Here is a 15,518-nt window from a genome sequence, read left to right as displayed (position 1 = left end):
CCGACCCCGGTGGCGAGCGCGTCGCCCACGCCTGCTCCGGCCGCGTCGACGGGCGCCGGCGACGGACGGACCGCAGCTCGGGGGAACGGCACCGGAGCCCTCGCGTACACCGGAGCCGACGGGCTCGTGCTCCTCGCCGCCCTGGCTGCTGCCGCTGTCGGGCTCGGAGCGAGCGGATGGTGGGTCGCCCGGCGCAGGCGTGCGACCGACGACACCGACTGACCGACGACGCCACCGGACGACGGACGGTGCCGCCACCGGTCGAGGGCTGCCGGACCCCGACCGGTGCCGGCGCCTCCGGCCGAGCGCGGCTCCGGTCGGACGTCCGGGGCGCCGGCGGTAGACTCGGACCACGATCCGCATGCCCGAAAGAGGTCCTGTGTCCGACTCCGTGGACGACGCCGGCCAGCGCGCGCGGTACTGGCCGATCCCCGTCCTCCGGGCCGTCCCAGCCGCGGTCGTGGCCCTCGTCATCACCTTCTCGTCCAACCACGCCGCCGGCTACGGCCTGCTGCTCTTCGGCGGGTTCGTGGTCGTCGACGCCGTCGTGCTCGGGTGGGCCGCCCTCCGCCGGATGCCCGCAGACGGGCGGTCCCGGGCGACCACGCTCGTGCAGTCGGTGGGCTCCCTCGTCGCCGGCGTCGCCGCTCTCGCGACGAACGGCGTCGGGCTCCCGGCGTTCATCACGGTCGTCGTGGGTTGGGCCGTGCTGACCGGCGCCGTCGAACTCGCACAGGGGGTCCGCGCGCGCGGTCGATCGCCGTTCGCCCGCGACTGGACGACGATCGGTGGCCTCACGCTGCTGCTGGCCGTGGCGTTCCTGCTGACACCGCCGGACTACTCCCAGCAGCTCGGCGGCGTCGAGCAGGTCACCGGCACCCTGGACGCCGCCGTCGTCCTGGTCGGGCTGCTCGGCGCCTACCTCGCCATCGCGGCGGTCTTCCACGTGATCGCCGGACTCTCGCACAAGTGGGGCACGACGGCGCCTGCCGCAGCCCCGGACGGAGCACCACACGCATGAGCACCCCCAGCCGTCGCGACCGCCTGCGCCCCGCCGAGCTCCTCGTGATCTCGGCGGTCGTCGCGGTGTTCACCGGAGCGGTCGTGCTCTTCTCCACGCGAGAGCTCGAACTCTCCCTGGTGTTCCTCGGCGTCGCGTTCATCGTGGTCGTCGTGATCCTCGCGATGCTGCAGCTCGCGGCCTCGAGCGACCAGGACGACAACGACATGCTCGGCGGCCACCGGTCGCCGGGTGAGCGGTCCGAGGGCGACGACTTCCACTGACCCCGCTACGGCGATCCTCGGCGTCCGCGCCGACACGCCCGAGCGTCCCGGTTCACGCCCTCCCTGTCAGGATCGGCACGCCGTCCGACACCGCTGTGTGAAGGGGGACCACCGATGGACGTGACCGCGCAGACGGACGAGGAGATCGTCCGTGCACTGGCGGCCGTCGTCGAGGATATTTGGGGGGACTGACGACCGGGAGGCACGGGGCGGACCCGTCCCGTGCCTCCCGTCCGCCGGTGGGTCGCGTCCGCACCCCGCACGCCCTCAGGGCACGCGGGCCGCGACGACGTCGCGGGCCAGCGTCCGCGTCGCGCGGTTCGGCTCCGGATCGGCGCGCATCGCCAGGCCGATGCGCAGGGGCTCGACCGCGTCCTCGAGCTCCAGGACGGCGCCGTCGTGCCGGACACCCGCGTCCGGCACGACACCGACGCCCAGTCCCGCCGACGCGAAGCGGACGACGGCGGGCATGTCGTTCATCTCGGCGACGACCCGTCGGCGGATGCCCAGCCGGTCGAGCGCCGTGTCGAGGATCGTCCGGTTGCCGAACCCGTGCGCCGTGTCGACGAACGGCTCCCCGGCGAGTTCGGCCAGCGACACCGACCGGCGACGTGCCAGCGGGTGGTCCGCCGCGGTGAAGACCCGGAAGGGCATCTCGCGCAACGGTTCGACCACCAGACCGGGCGGCACCGTCGGCAGCGCCGTGTACGCCAGGTCGAGCCGCCCAGCGACCAGGTCCTGCACGAGACCCGTCGTCCCCGTGGGCGAGGTCATGAGCTCCACCGCCACGAGCGGGTGCCGCTGCCGGAACCGTCGGAGCACCCCGGTCAGGTCGACGACGTCCATGCTCGTGAAGATCCCCAGGCGCACCCTGCCCCGCAGGTCGGCGTCGTCGACGGTCGCCAGGTCCCGCATCCGGTCGAGCGAGTCGAGCACGGACCGCGCGTGGGGGAGCAGGTCCTCGCCGGCGGTGGTGAGCACGAGACGGCGGCCCGTGCGGTCGAACAGTCGCACGCCGAGCGTTCGTTCCAGGGACGCGATGCCGGCGGAGACGGTCGACTGCGCGGCCCACAGCCGCTCGGCGGCCCGCGTCACGCTCCCCTCGGACGCGACGGCCACGAACTGTTCCAGCAGACGGGTCTCCATCGGATGAGTATCGACCGGATCGATGTCGATCATCAAGAGCGCCCGTTGGACTCGATGACTTGATCGGAGCACCATCGGAGCATGTCCTCGACCACCACCGCAGTCCCGGCTCCGCAGACCGGATCCCGCACCGTGCCCGCTCCGCGAGGGCGACGCGCGCACTCCCGCCGCCGCCACGGGTTCGGCTTCTGGGCCGTCGCCTTCGCGTTCCTGTCGGTGATGGCCTTCGCGACCGTCCCGGCGCCCCTCTACGTGATCTACCAGGCGCGTGACGGGTTCCCGACCTTCACCACGACGGTCGTCTTCGCCGCCTACGGCGTGGGGGTCGTCGCCTCGCTCTTCCTGGCCGGACACCTCAGCGACGTGCACGGACGACGTCCGCTGATCCTGGTGTCGATCGCCCTCGAGCTCGTCGCGGCCGTGCTCTTCCTGCTGTGGTCGGACGTCGCCGGGCTCGTCGTGGCGCGGTTCGTGACCGGACTCGGCGTCGGCCTGCTCACCGCGACCGCGACCGCGCACCTGGGGGAGCTCCGGGTCCGTGCGACCGGCTCGTCGTCGTCGGCGCAGGGAGCGAGCGTCGCCGCGGGCGCGGTCAACCTCGGCGGGCTGTCGATCGGCGCCCTGGTCGGCGGGGCGCTCGCCGAGTACGTCGGACAGCCGCTCGTGGTGCCGTACGTGGTGTTCGTCGTCGCCCTGGTCGTCGCGTTCGCGGTGGTCCTCGCCGCGCCGGAGACCGTCGAGCGTCCGGAGCAGCCGGTGCCGTACCGACCGCAGCGGATGGCTGCTCCCGACGGACAGGCCGGCGTGTTCTGGGCCGCCGGTACCGCTGCCTTCGCCGCCCTGGCCGTGCAGGGGCTCTTCACCTCGGTGGCGCCGACGTTCCTCGGCACCACGTTCCACGTCACCGACCGGCTCGCCGCGGGCGCCACCACGTTCGGGGTCTTCGCCGCGAGTGCCGTGTCGCAGATCGTCTTCGCGAAGCTGACCCAGCGACGCCAGATCCGGCTCGGTCTGGTGCTGCTCGTCGGCGGTCTCCTCGTGCTCGCGGTCGCCGCAGTGCTCCTGCAGGTCGCGGGCTTCATCGGCGGCGGGGTCGTCGCGGGTGCCGGTGTCGGGCTGCTCTTCCGGGCGTCGATCGCCCGAGCAGGGTCGCTCGTCGGGCCGGAGCAGCGCGGCGGGGTGCTCGCGGCCACGTTCCTCATCGCGTACGCGGGACTGACCGTGCCCGTCGTCGCGGTCGGCGCGGCGCTCCTGGTCGTGCCGACGCTCCCGGTGCTCCTCGGGTACGTGGCGTTCGTCGTCGTGCTCGCCCTGGTCGCCGGTCTGCGCCTGGCGGCCCACGCGGAGTAGTCCGCCGCGACGCGCTGTGCCGCGGGGTCCCGGATGGATCGAACCACGAGCACGACATCGAACCAGCAGTGCTCCCTGGTTCGATGTCGATCTCGTGGTTCGGCGCCGGGAAGGAGGGGCAGCGCACCCTCGGCGCGCCGATGCCGCCGACCGCCCCGGCATACTGGGGCGCATGCCCCAGCAACGCCGACGCCCGGCCGTCACCGTCGTCGCCGCGGTCGTCGCGGCCGGTCTGGTCGTCGGCGGCTTCGCCCTCACGGCACAGCGCAGCGGTGAGGACCCGGTGGTCGGCGGCGGGACCCCTGCCGGCACCCCGGGCACCACGGTCGACCGCAGCGCACCCGCTGCCGGCGGGATGACCCGCGACGGCACCGTCACCATCGAACGGACCGGCCCCGACCTGCCCGGCGCCGACGTGCTCGACCGCTGCGACTCCGACCGCCGCGCCGTGGTCGCCCGGTACGAGACCGCCGCCCTCGGACCGGTCGAAGTGCAGTGCGGCACGTCCGGACAGGGCTACGAACACATCCGCGTCCGGCACACCGCCGACTGGCAGGACGTCGTCCGGGGCCACGGCTCACGGGACTGGGACGACGCGATGCTCACCGCCGTCCGGTCCGTGCTGGAGTCGCCGCCCGCCGGGTACCCGCAGGACGCCGGTGACGGCAAGGTCTGCTACGCCGCGGCAGTGCGCTTCGACGACGGGTCGCGACCGGCAGCGGAGCCGAACGTGCGGGTGATCGTGTCGGAGACGACCGACCGGGTGATCACCGCGTTCCCCACCGACGACGGCGGCTGCTGACCACACCGCACGCGCCGCACGGCTCGGTGCCGCGCCGTCCCTACGCGTGCACCTCGTGCTCGTGCCGCTGGTGCGACGCGGGCTCGAGTTGGAAGGTCGAGTGCTCCACCGGGACGTCGAAGTGCTCGGCGACGCACTGCTGCAACGCGTCGAGGATCCGCGGCGCGTGGGCGGTCGAGAAGCAGTGGTCGTCCACCACGACGTGCGCCGTGAGGTTCGGCACCCCGGTCGCCACGAGCGTCGCGTGCAGGTCGTGCACGGCGATGACGTGGTCGAGTTCGAGGATGTGCGCCCGCACGTCGTCCAGGTCGAGCCCGGGCGGTGTCGACTCGAGCAGCACGTTCGCCGTCTCGCGCAGCAGCCGGACCGCGCGCGGCAGGATGAGCAGCCCGATCAGGATCGCCGCGATCGAGTCGGCCCGCTCCCACCCGGTGACCGCGAGCACGACGGCGGCGGCGATGACCGCGACGGACCCGAGGGTGTCGTTGAGCACCTCGAGCCGCGCCGCCCGCGAGGTGAAGCCCTCGCCCGACGCCCGGGCGAGCACCGCGTAGGCGACGAGGTTGCCGACGAGTCCGACCACACCGAACACGAGCAGCGGGCCGGCGTGGACCTCGGCGGGGACGAACAGCCGCTGGATCGCCGAGACGACGACGAAGACGCCGACCGCGAGCAGGATGGCTGCCTGCGCCGTGGCACCGAGCACCTCGGCGCGCTGGTAGCCCCACGTCCGTTGCGCCGTCGGTGAGCGGCGCGCGAGCCGGGTGGCGACCAGCCCGATGCCGAGGCCGCCGGTGTCGACGACCATGTGCCCCGCGTCGACGAGCAGCGCGAGGGAGCCGGTGACGACCGCGCCGACGACCTCGGCGAGCAGGATGCCCGCCGAGATGCAGAACGCGACGAGCAGTGCCCGCTCCGAAGCGCCGGCGTGCCCGTGCGCGTGGTCGTGTCCCATGCCTCGATCGTAGGGAACCGTGCCGACACCGTGCCAGGATCGGCAGCGTGACCCGGTCGCCCTACGAGCTGACGACGCCGGAGGACGTGCTCGCCCGGCTGCACCCGCGACTGCGCACGTACTTCGGGGCGGTGCCGTCCGGTCACGTCGGTCGCGGCGAGGGCGTGTTCGCCGTCGTCGGGACGCCACGGCGCTGGGTCTGGCCGCTCCTCGCCGTCTTCGCACGGGACGCCGTGATGTTCCCCGTGTGGGAGCGGGACGTCCCCTTCACGGTCGAGAACCGCCCGGCTCGCGTCGGCCGCGGCGCCGTGGACGGCCGGGAGGCATCGGTCGCCGTGCGCGCGCACCGCACCTTCCGCTTCCGCTCCGGGAGCCGCACGATGGTGGACGCCATCGCCGCCGGACCGCACGGACTCGTCGACCACCTCGGTCGCCGTGGGCGCGTCAGCGCCCTGCTCCGGGCGGAGGCCGACGCGGACGGGCCGGACGCGGGCGCCCTGCGCCTGGTCTCCACCCGCGTGACGGTGCGCGCGCTGGGACGTGACCGGAGCCTCCCGGCCGTCGTCGCCCCGCGCGTGACGCTCGTGGAACGATTCGATGACGATGCCGACGTGCAGCGCGTGTCCCTGCGGCTCTCGGCGCCGCTGGTCGGCACGCTGTACCGGTACGAGGGCTCCTTCCGCTACCGGATCGAGCCCGATGCGAACGGGCCGGACACCGGACCAGGCCGGACAGCACGACGGGGGCAACGATGAGCGACGACACGACCGGCGCACCCAGGGGTCGCGCCGTGATCGCGGGAGCGGGCGGCTTCGTCGGGCAGTACCTGCAGCGCGCCTTCCGCGACGAGGGGTACGAGGTCGTCACGGTCGGACGCACCGGGGACGCGGTGTGGGGCAACACGCTCCGCATCCGCGAGCTCGTCGACGGCGCCGCGATCGTCGTGAACATGGCGGGGAAGAGTGTGAACTGCCGCTACGGACGTCGGAACCGGGCGGAGATCATGCGCTCCCGGGTCGACACCACGCTCGAGCTGGCCGAGGCGATCCGCACCGCCGAGCACCCGCCGCCGCTGTGGCTGAACGCCTCGACCGCGACCATCTACCGGCACGCCGACGACCGACCGCAGGACGAGGTGACGGGGGAGCTCGGCGAGGGCTTCTCGGTCTCGGTCGCCAAGGCGTGGGAGGACGCCCTGTTCAGCGCGGACCTGCCGCACACCCGCCGGGTCGCGCTGCGGATGGCGATCGTGTTCGGCGACGGCAGCGCGCTCGTCCCGCTGCTCCGACTGGCCCAGGCCGGCCTCGGCGGGCCGCAGTTCGACGGGCCGTGGTTCCCGACGCGTGCACGGCTCCGGGCGGGTACGTACCACCACGATCGGCACACGCGTGGGCGGCAGCGGTTCAGCTGGGTGCACATCGCCGACGTCCTCGGGGTGATCCGGTTCGTGCGCGACCACGAGGACATCGACGGACCCGTGAACGTCTCGAGCCCGGAGCCGTCGGACAACCGGACCGTGATGGCGACCATCCGCGACGCGGTCGGGCGACGCTTCGGCCTGCCGACGTGGCGGTGGATGCTCGAGATCGGGTCGTTCGCGATCCGTACCGAGACCGAGCTCGTGCTGAAGAGCCGGTGGGTCGTCCCCACGCGGTTGCTCGAGGCGGGCTACGAGTTCCGGTACCCGCACCTGCGCGGCGCCCTCGCCGGGATCATCGCGGAGCGCCGGCAGCACCGGGGCTGACCGGCTGCGGCACGGGTGTGCCGCCGGCCTCGGGCGCCCCGTCGGTCTCGGCGGTGATCGCGGCCCTGCGAGACGCCGGCGTCTGCGCGAGACGGTCCGGAGCAGCCGAGACGGTCCCGGAACCGGCGGCGTCTCGACGCGACGGCGGCGTCTCGGCGTCGGCGGCCGGCACCAGCCTCGAGGTCCGCGAGGACCACAGCACGGCGACCACCACCACGGCGCCCGCCACGACCTCGACCACGTCCGGCACCTCGCCGAACGCCGCCCACGACGCGAGCACCCCGATCACGGGCACGAGCATCGAGAACGGCGCGACGGTGCTCGACGGGTACCTGCCCATCAGGCGCGACCAGATCCCGTAGCCGACCAGGCTGCCCGCCACGACGATGTAGAGCAGGCCGAGGTCGGCCGGCAGCGCCGACGCGGTGAACGCCGTGCCGAACGCCTGCCCGACCCGCGCCGGGCCCTCGACGAGCAGCGACAGCGCGAACATCGGGACCGGCGGGACGACCGCCCACCACAGGGTCAGGTGGAGCGGGTTGACCGGCCCGGTCCGCCGCGTCGCGACGTTGCCGAGCGCCCAACCGAGGGCTCCGCAGAGCACGAGCACGACCGGCAGCAGCGCCGCGGTCTGCGCCCGGTGCACCGCGATGACGCCGAGGGCTGCGACGGCGACGGACACCCCGACGACCTGGCGGGCGGTGAGCTTCTCGCGCAGCAGCACCCCGGCGAGCACGACCGTGAACGGCGCCGACGCCTGGATCACGAGCGACGCGAGGCCCGTCGGCATCCCCGCTGCCATGCCGAGGTACAGGAACGCGAACTGCAGCACGCCGAGCGTCGCGCCGACGAGCACGATCCACCGGAACGGCACCTTGGGGCGCGGTACGAACAGGATCGTGGGCAGTGCCAGCAGGGTGAAGCGGACGGCGGCGAGCAGGAACGGCGGCCAGTGGTCGAGGGCGATCGCGGTCGCCGGGAAGTTCAGCCCCCACGCCACGGCGACGACGAGGGCGAGGATGCGGTCGCGGAAGAGCACGGATCGATCGTCCCGCACCCGAAGCGGTAGCACCAGCGCACGGTCCGACAGTGTCGTTGTAGGGTCCCTGCATGGTCGGCTTCGACATCGCCCTGCTGCCGGTCCTCCGCGAGCTCGCCGAGCGCGGCAGCGTCACCGCGGTCGCCGCCGCCACGCACCGCACGCCGAGCGCCGTGTCGCAGCAGCTCCGCACCCTCCAGCGCCAGGCCGGCGTGCCCCTGGTCGAGCGGGTCGGGCGCGGTGTGCGCCTCACGTCGGACGGACGGGCGCTCGCCGACATGGCCACCGGTGTCGCCACGGCGCTCGCCACGGTGGAGTCGGCGTGGTCCGAGCACCTCGCCGGGGTCGGCGGGACGGTCGACCTGGCGGTGTTCCCCTCGGCGGCCGAGCTGCTCCTGCCGGGGCTCCTCACCCGGATGCGGGCACACCCGGGGATCGTCCTCGAGCTCTCCGACGTGGACGTGAGCGAGGGGGAGTTCGCCCCGCTGACCGCCGACCACGACGTCGTGATCGGCCACCGCCCGGACGGCGCCCGACGTGCCGACGGTGCCGCCGTCGACGCGGTCGCCCTGCTCCGGGAACCGCTCGACGTCGCCCTGCCGCTCGACCACCCGCTGGCCGACCGGGAGCGTGTCGGCATCGAGGACGTCGTCGACGAGACCTGGATCGGCGTGCCCGAGGACTACCCGATCGACCGCGTGCTCACCGCGTTGGCGGAGGCGTCCGGCACCCCGCCGTCGGTGGCGTTCCGCACGATCCACCTGCCGGTCATCGAGAACCTCGTCGCCGCGGGACACGGGATCGCGCTCGTGCCGCGGTACACGTCGGGGACGCGTGCGGCGGGACGCTTCCGGTTGGCGACGCTCGCCGACGTGCGGGCCGGGCGGCGCATCGAGGCGCTCGCCCGGCCGGACCGCGCGGTCCGACCCGCGGTCCGCACCGTCCTGGAGGCGCTGGTCGCCGAAGCGCGCTCCGTCACCACTTGAGGTGGTGCGGTGCGCGGCGGGGCCGCCCCGCGCCTCCCGTCCGCCCCGCCCGCTCGCGGATCCGCAGGACGCAACGACGGCGACTGCTCGCAGGGGTGTACCGCTGCGAGGAGCCGCCGACGTTGCGTGTTGCGGAAGGAGACGGCCTAGACGTCCAGGCGGTCGACGAGCTCGTCGGCCAGCCCCGTGTAGGTGCCGGGCGTCAGGTTCGTCAGCCGCGCCTTGGCCCCCGACGAGATGTCGAGGCCGTTCACGAACGCGACGAGCTCGTCCTGGCCGATGCGCTTGCCACGCGTCAGCTCCTTGAGCATCGCGTACGGGTCCTCGATGTTCGACTGCCCGGCGGTGACCTCGGCGCGGATGACCGTCTGGATCGCCTCGCCGAGCACCTCCCAGTTGCCGTCGAGGTCCTCGGCGAGCCGACCCTCGTTCACCGCGATCTCACCGAGCCCGCGACGCAGGTTGTCGAGCGCGAGCAGCGAGTGGCCGAACGCGACGCCGATGTTCCGCTGCGTCGTGGAGTCCGTCAGGTCGCGCTGCAGGCGGCTCGTCACGAGGGTCTCGGACAGCGTCGAGAACAGCGCCGACGAGATCTCGAGGTTCGCCTCGGCGTTCTCGAAGCGGATCGGGTTGATCTTGTGCGGCATCGTCGACGACCCCGTGGCGCCGGCCACCGGGATCTGCGTGAAGTACCCCATCGAGATGTAGGTCCACACGTCGGTCGCCAGGTTGTGCAGGATCCGGTTCGCGTGGCGCACCCGGTCGTACAGCTCGGCCTGCCAGTCGTGCGACTCGATCTGCGTCGTCAGCGGGTTCCACGTCAGGCCCAGGCCCTCGACGAACTCCTTCGACAGCGCGGGCCAGTCGGCCTCGGGGTCGGCGGCGAGGTGCGCCGAGAAGGTGCCCGTCGCGCCGGAGAACTTGCCGAGGTACTCGCCGTGCTCGATCTGCGTCAGGACGCGCTCGAGGCGGTAGACGACCACCGCGAGCTCCTTGCCGAGGGTGGTCGGCGTCGCGGGCTGGCCGTGCGTGTGCGAGAGCATCGGCACGGCGCGGAGCTGCTCGGCCATCGTGCGGAGCGTCGCCAGGACGGCGCGGTAGGCGGGCAGCCAGACCTGGTCGACGGTGTCGCGCACGGTCAGGGCGTACGACAGGTTGTTGACGTCCTCGCTGGTGCACGCGAAGTGCGTCAGCTCGGCGATCGCGTCGAGCCCGAGCTCGGACAGGCGACGGCGGACGAAGTACTCGACGGCCTTGACGTCGTGCCGCGTCGTGGCCTCGATCTCGGCGAGCTCCGCGATCTGGTCGTGACCGAAGGTCTCGACGACGCGGCGCAGGGCGGCCTTGTCGTCGATGCTCAGCGGCGAGGTGGTGAACATCGCGTGGTCGGTCAGGAAGATGAGCCACTCGACCTCGACCACGATGCGCGCGCGGTTGAGGCCGGCCTCGGAGAGGTGCTCGCCCACCGTGTGCACGACCGGGTAGTACCGCCCGTCGAGCGGGCTGATCGGCTGCGGGGGAAGGGGGGTCATGGGGCTCCCTGACGGACTGCCGGTTCGAGTTGGCGGAAGAGCGCCCGGCAGGCCCGCTCGACGGTCGAGAGCACTCGGTCGAACTCGTGCCGGTCCGCGTAGTACGGATCCGGTACGTCGGTCTGCTGGGGCCAGGCGTCGTCGTACCGCAGCAGGAGCGTCACCTTGGCGGCGTCGTCCATCGTCGGTGCCCACGAGCGCAGGACGCGTTCGTGGGAGCGGTCGAGTGCGACCACCAGGTCGAGGTCCGGGAACCGGTCCGGGTCGAACTGGCGGGCGCGATGCCTGCTGCCATCGTATCCGCGCGCTGCGAGCGCCGCGATCGTCCGCTCGTCCGCGGGCTCGCCGACGTGCCAGTCGCCGGTGCCCGCCGACTCGACGACGAAGCGGTCGGCCATGCCGGCGTCGGCGGCGACCTGCGCGAAGACGATGCCGGCCATGGGGGAGCGGCAGATGTTGCCGCTGCAGACGAACGAGACGCGGAACGGGGCGTCGGCGTCCGGGCTCATGTGCACATCATGGCGCACCGACGCGACGTCCGCGACGGCGGTCACGGACGCCGGCGGTCCAGCACCGGGCGCACGACGAGTCCGATCAGCCACGAGAACACGGCGAGCACGAACGCGCCGACGATGCCCCAGCCGAAGGACTCGACCTCGAGCCCGAAGCCGATCGTGTCCGAGATGCCGGCGACGATGAGCAGCAGCACGGCGTTCACGATCAGCGAGATCAGCCCGAGCGTCAGGACGTACAGCGGGAAGGCGACGATCCGGATGATCGTGCCGATGACCGCGTTCACGAGCCCGAACACGAACGCCACGAGCAGGAACGTGAGCACGACGGCGGTGGTGTCGCCGTCGCCGAACGGGGTGACGGTGACGCCGCTCACGATCAGGGTGGTGAGCCAGAGCGCGACGGCGTTGACGACGAGGCGGACGAGGAATCGCATGCCGCCATGATGCCCGTCGCACGCCGGACGGTGCCCGGTAGCCTGTGCGCGTGACTGACGAGCGCGTGCACATCCGGCCCGAGGTGGCCGTCCTCCCCGCGTACAAGCAGGGTCGGCAGGCCGCGCCCGACGCGTTCAAGCTCTCGAGCAACGAGAACCCGTTCCCGCCGCTGCCGGGTGTGGTCGAGGCCGTGCAGGCGCAGACCGCCTACAACCGCTACCCGGACGCCACCGCCCTGGCCGTCCGGGCCGTGCTCGCGAACCGTGCCGGGCTCACCGTCGACGAGGTCCACGTCGCGCCGGGCAGCGTCGCGATCCTGCACGAGCTGGCGAAGGCGACGAGCGGCCCCGGCGACGAGGTCGTCTACGCGTGGCGCTCCTTCGAGGCCTACCCGGGTGTCGTGACGGTCGCCGGTGCCACGAGCGTGCAGGTGCCGAACCGGCCGGACGGCGGGCACGACCTCGACGCCATGGCCGACGCGGTCACCGACCGGACCCGCATGGTGATCGTCTGCACGCCGAACAACCCCACCGGCCCGGTCGTGACGGGCGCCGAGTTCGAGGCGTTCATGGCGCGGGTGCCGTCGACCGTGCTCGTGGTGCTCGACGAGGCCTACGCCGAGTTCGTCACCGAGCCCACCGCGGTCCGCGGGACGCCGCTGCTCGAGCGGTACCCGAACCTCGTCGTCCTCCGCACGTTCTCCAAGGCGTACGGACTCGCGGGCCTCCGTGTCGGCTACGCGTTCGGGCCGTCGTACGTGCTCGACGCCGTCCGTGCCTGCGCGATCCCGTTGTCCGTGACGGCGCAGGGCCAGGCGGCCGCGCTCGCGAGCCTCGAGCGCGAGACCGAGCTGCTCGACCGGGTCGCCGAGCTCGCCGCGAGCCGGGACCGCATCGTCGCCGCGCTGCGCGGCCAGGGCTGGGACGTGCCGGACGCGCAGGGCAACTTCGTCTGGCTGCCGACGGGGGAGCTGACCGCGCACGCCGCAGAGCGGTTCGAAGCTGCCGGCATCATCGTCCGGGCCTTCGGGAACGAGGGGATCCGGGTGTCGATCGGGGAGCACGAGGCTGTGGAAACGCTCCTCGAAACGGCGGGGTCGCTTGTGGGGGACCTCCAGGCGGCCCGGTAGGCCCTGGCGTTACGCTGACCGACATGTCATTCCACGCCGCGGCCCCCGCGACGGCCACCGTCCGGATCCTCGACCTCGAGGGCCGGTTCGTGGAGACCGACGAGAACGCCGAGTACGCCGCCGTCGCGCGGGCGATCCCGGACGAGACCCTGCTGGCGATGCACCGCCGCATGGTGCTCACACGTCGGTTCGACCACGCGGGCCACAACCTCCAGCGCACCGGTCAGCTCGGCCTCTGGGTCCCGAGCCACGGACAGGAGGCCGCGCAGGTCGGCTCCGTCTTCGCCCTCCGTGCACAGGACCACGTCTTCCCGTCGTACCGCGAGCACGCCGTCACGATGCACCGCGGTGTCGAGCCGATGGAGATCATCGCGATGTACCGCGGCCAGACGCACGGCGGCTGGGACCCGGACGAGCGCGGCAACACGCACATCTCGACGCTGGTCATCGGTTCGCAGACGCTGCACGCGACGGGCTACGCGCTCGGTCAGCAGCTCGACGGCGACGTCGGCACCGGCGACCCCGACCGCGACGCCTGCACCATCGTGTACTTCGGCGACGGCGCGACCAGCCAGGGCGACGTGAACGAGGCGTACGTCTTCGCCGCGTCGACGAAGGCCCCCGTCGTCTTCTTCCTGCAGAACAACCACTGGGCGATCTCGGTGCCGGTGTCGGTGCAGTCGCCGACCCCGCTCGTCGACCGCCCGCGCGGCTTCGGGATCCCGAGCGTCCGCGTCGACGGCAACGACGTGCTGGCGTCGTACACGGCGTCCCTCGTGGCGACCGACCACGCCCGCTCGGGGCAGGGCCCGGCGTTCGTCGAGGCCGAGACCTACCGCATCGGCGCGCACACGAGCTCCGACGACCCGACCCGCTACCGCCTCGACGACGAGCTCGCCTCGTGGGTCGAGCGCGACCCGATCGCCCGTTCGGCCGCGTACCTGCGCAGCCGCGGCGTCACGGACGAGCAGCTCGCGCGCTTCGACGAGGAGGGCGAGGACATCGCCGCCGACGTCCGGCGGGCGACCGTCGCGCTGACCCCGCCGTCGGTGGACGTCATGTTCGACAACGTGTACCGCGAGCCGCACCCGGTCACCACCGCGCAGAAGGCCTGGCTCGAGCAGTACGAGGCCGGGTACGAAGGGGGCTCCCACTGATGAGCACGACCGAGCAGCTCTTCGACTACACGCTCCGTGCCCACCCGGGTGCCGGCGAGGTCCCCAGCGAGCCCGTGCAGACCCTGCCGATGGCCAAGGCGCTGAACGCCGGCCTGGCCGCCGCCTTGGCCGCCGACGACAAGGTCCTGCTGATGGGCGAGGACATCGGCCAGCTGGGGGGCGTCTTCCGCATCACCGAGGGCCTGCAGGAGCGCTTCGGCGCCGAGCGCGTCCGGGACACCCCGCTCGCCGAGGCCGGCATCATCGGCACCGCGATCGGCCTGGCGCTGCGCGGGTACCGCCCGGTCGTCGAGATCCAGTTCGACGGCTTCGTCTGGCCGGGCTTCGACCAGATCACCTCGCAGCTCGCGAAGATGCAGAACCGCCTGCCGCAGCACATGTCGCTGCCGGTCGTCATCCGCATCCCTTACGGCGGCCACATCGGCGCCGTGGAGCACCACCAGGAGTCCCCGGAGGCGTACTTCGCGCACACCCCGGGTCTGCGCGTGGTCAGCCCGAGCACCCCGAACGACGCGTACTGGATGATCCAGGAGGCGATCGCGTCGAAGGACCCGGTCGTGTTCCTCGAGCCGAAGTCGCGCTACTGGCCGAAGGGCGAGGTCGACCTCGTCGACGGCCACGTCCCGATGCACACCACGCGCGTCGCCCGCACCGGCACCGAGGTGACCCTCGTCGGCCACGGTGCGATGGTGGCGACCCTCATGCAGGCCGCGGACATCGCCGAGGCCGAGGGCACCAGCTGCGAGGTCATCGACCTCCGCTCGATCTCCCCGATCGACTGGGAGCCGCTCCTGGCATCGGTCCGCAAGACCGGTCGTGTCGTCATCGCACAGGAGGCCTCCGGCTTCGTCAGCGTCGGCAGCGAGATCGCCGCGACCGTGGCCGAGCAGTGCTTCTACACGATGCAGGCGCCGCCGATCCGGGTGTCCGGCTTCGACGTCCCCTTCCCGGTGTCGAAGCTCGAACACCTCCACCTGCCGGACGCGGACCGTGTCCTCGAGGCCGTCGACCGCGCCCTCGCCTACTGACCGAACCGTCCGAACGTTCGAAGGAGCCGCAGTGCCCGCCGCCGAATTCCCCCTGCCCGACGTGGGCGAAGGCCTGACCGAGGCCGAGATCGTGCAGTGGCGCGTCGCGATCGGGGACGAGATCGCCGTCGACCAGGTCCTGGTCGAGATCGAGACCGCGAAGTCGCTCGTCGAGCTCCCGTCGCCGTTCGCCGGCACCGTCACCGGGCTGCTCGTCTCCGAGGGCGACACGGTCGAGGTCGGCAAGCCGATCATCCGGGTCGACTCGGACGTGCAGGTCGCGTCGAGCGCACAGCCGGGAGGCCCGACCCCCGTCGCCGACAGCGTCCCGGCCTCGCCGGACGTCGCCGCCACCCCGCCTGCCGCGCCCGCCGCCCCGGCTCCCGTCGCGCAGA

18 protein-coding genes are annotated in these 15,518 nt (G+C 72.8%); 12 read left to right on the top strand and 6 right to left on the bottom strand.

Annotation, left to right across the window (positions count from 1 at the left end; genetic code table 11):
• From D8M35_RS11735 to D8M35_RS11725, 3 genes are all read left to right on the top strand, one after another.
• A partial coding sequence (locus D8M35_RS11735; protein ID WP_126892034.1) for an LPXTG cell wall anchor domain-containing protein occupies nucleotides 1-222 on the top strand: 222 nt, incomplete at its 5' end.
• 157 nt (nucleotides 223-379) lie between these two features.
• Nucleotides 380-1,021 (top strand): DUF308 domain-containing protein, encoded by a 642-nt coding sequence (locus D8M35_RS11730; protein ID WP_238638211.1) that lies wholly within the window; start codon nucleotides 380-382, stop codon nucleotides 1,019-1,021.
• The gene (locus D8M35_RS11725; protein WP_126892032.1) at nucleotides 1,018-1,284 is read left to right on the top strand and encodes a hypothetical protein; all 267 of its coding nucleotides are present in this window, start codon (nucleotides 1,018-1,020) and stop codon (nucleotides 1,282-1,284) included. The genes D8M35_RS11730 and D8M35_RS11725 overlap by 4 nt, the downstream gene beginning before the upstream one ends.
• A 267-nt stretch (nucleotides 1,285-1,551) precedes the next feature.
• Here D8M35_RS11725 and D8M35_RS11720 read toward each other — a convergent pair whose 3' ends face one another.
• Nucleotides 1,552-2,463, bottom strand: a complete 912-nt coding sequence (locus D8M35_RS11720) for a LysR family transcriptional regulator (RefSeq protein ID WP_161972652.1) — start codon at nucleotides 2,461-2,463, stop codon at nucleotides 1,552-1,554.
• Nucleotides 2,464-2,511: 48 nt separating this feature from the next.
• Here D8M35_RS11720 and D8M35_RS11715 point away from each other — a divergent pair, with 48 nt between their 5' ends.
• Both D8M35_RS11715 and D8M35_RS11710 read left to right on the top strand, forming a co-directional pair.
• The gene (locus D8M35_RS11715) at nucleotides 2,512-3,780 is read left to right on the top strand and encodes an MFS transporter (RefSeq protein WP_126892030.1); all 1,269 of its coding nucleotides are present in this window, start codon (nucleotides 2,512-2,514) and stop codon (nucleotides 3,778-3,780) included.
• Between the two features lie 172 nt (nucleotides 3,781-3,952).
• Nucleotides 3,953-4,582 carry a hypothetical protein gene (locus D8M35_RS11710; protein WP_126892029.1) on the top strand — a complete coding sequence of 210 codons (630 nt, stop codon included), beginning with the start codon at nucleotides 3,953-3,955 and terminating at the stop codon, nucleotides 4,580-4,582.
• A 40-nt stretch (nucleotides 4,583-4,622) separates the two neighbouring features.
• On the opposite strand, the gene D8M35_RS11705 is transcribed toward D8M35_RS11710, so the two are convergent.
• Nucleotides 4,623-5,537, bottom strand: coding sequence for a cation diffusion facilitator family transporter (locus D8M35_RS11705; RefSeq protein ID WP_126892028.1), 915 nt, complete (start codon nucleotides 5,535-5,537; stop codon nucleotides 4,623-4,625).
• A gap of 47 nt (nucleotides 5,538-5,584) precedes the next feature.
• Between D8M35_RS11705 and D8M35_RS11700 the strand changes: the two genes are divergently transcribed.
• A complete protein-coding gene (locus tag D8M35_RS11700) occupies nucleotides 5,585-6,292 on the top strand; it encodes a DUF4166 domain-containing protein (protein WP_126892027.1) in 708 nt (235 codons plus the stop codon).
• Nucleotides 6,289-7,281: an epimerase gene (locus D8M35_RS11695; RefSeq protein WP_126892026.1), complete on the top strand. Its 993-nt coding sequence runs from the start codon at nucleotides 6,289-6,291 to the stop codon at nucleotides 7,279-7,281. The genes D8M35_RS11700 and D8M35_RS11695 overlap by 4 nt, the downstream gene beginning before the upstream one ends.
• Here the strand turns inward: D8M35_RS11695 and D8M35_RS11690 are convergent.
• Complete coding sequence (locus D8M35_RS11690) at nucleotides 7,250-8,320, bottom strand: EamA family transporter (protein WP_126892025.1); 1,071 nt, start codon at nucleotides 8,318-8,320, stop codon at nucleotides 7,250-7,252. The two genes, D8M35_RS11695 and D8M35_RS11690, sit on opposite strands and share 32 nt — an antisense overlap.
• Nucleotides 8,321-8,391: 71 nt before the next feature.
• Here D8M35_RS11690 and D8M35_RS11685 point away from each other — a divergent pair, with 71 nt between their 5' ends.
• Nucleotides 8,392-9,306, top strand: a complete 915-nt coding sequence (locus D8M35_RS11685) for a LysR family transcriptional regulator (RefSeq protein ID WP_126892024.1) — start codon at nucleotides 8,392-8,394, stop codon at nucleotides 9,304-9,306.
• Between the two features lie 146 nt (nucleotides 9,307-9,452).
• Here the strand turns inward: D8M35_RS11685 and purB are convergent, their stop codons facing one another.
• The 3 genes from purB to D8M35_RS11670 are packed head-to-tail and all read right to left on the bottom strand — an operon-like array spanning nucleotide 9,453 to nucleotide 11,787.
• A complete protein-coding gene (gene purB, locus D8M35_RS11680; protein WP_126892023.1) occupies nucleotides 9,453-10,838 on the bottom strand; it encodes an adenylosuccinate lyase in 1,386 nt (461 codons plus the stop codon).
• Nucleotides 10,835-11,347 carry a low molecular weight protein-tyrosine-phosphatase gene (locus D8M35_RS11675; RefSeq protein ID WP_126892022.1) on the bottom strand — a complete coding sequence of 171 codons (513 nt, stop codon included), beginning with the start codon at nucleotides 11,345-11,347 and terminating at the stop codon, nucleotides 10,835-10,837. Before D8M35_RS11675 ends, purB begins: the two co-directional genes overlap by 4 nt.
• A 41-nt stretch (nucleotides 11,348-11,388) precedes the next feature.
• Entirely contained in the window at nucleotides 11,389-11,787 is a 399-nt protein-coding gene (locus tag D8M35_RS11670; RefSeq protein WP_126892021.1) for a phage holin family protein, read from the bottom strand.
• Nucleotides 11,788-11,837: 50 nt separating this feature from the next.
• Here D8M35_RS11670 and D8M35_RS11665 point away from each other — a divergent pair, with 50 nt between their 5' ends.
• The 4 genes from D8M35_RS11665 to D8M35_RS11650 all read left to right on the top strand — a co-directional run.
• On the top strand, nucleotides 11,838-12,917 hold the full coding sequence (locus D8M35_RS11665; RefSeq protein WP_126892020.1) for a histidinol-phosphate transaminase: 1,080 nt from the start codon (nucleotides 11,838-11,840) through the stop codon (nucleotides 12,915-12,917).
• Nucleotides 12,918-12,940: 23 nt separating this feature from the next.
• A complete protein-coding gene (locus D8M35_RS11660) occupies nucleotides 12,941-14,074 on the top strand; it encodes a thiamine pyrophosphate-dependent enzyme (protein ID WP_126892019.1) in 1,134 nt (377 codons plus the stop codon).
• An 89-nt stretch (nucleotides 14,075-14,163) separates the two neighbouring features.
• On the top strand, nucleotides 14,164-15,123 hold the full coding sequence (locus D8M35_RS11655; protein ID WP_126892035.1) for an alpha-ketoacid dehydrogenase subunit beta: 960 nt from the start codon (nucleotides 14,164-14,166) through the stop codon (nucleotides 15,121-15,123).
• 31 nt (nucleotides 15,124-15,154) lie between these two features.
• Nucleotides 15,155-15,518 (top strand): biotin/lipoyl-containing protein (locus D8M35_RS11650; RefSeq protein ID WP_126892018.1); only part of this gene is annotated, 364 nt, incomplete at its 3' end.

It is taken from the genome of Curtobacterium sp. HSID17257 (genome assembly GCF_003989515.1).
GTDB lineage: Bacteria > Actinomycetota > Actinomycetes > Actinomycetales > Microbacteriaceae > Curtobacterium.
This window is presented reverse-complemented; position numbering and strand designations above follow the sequence as displayed.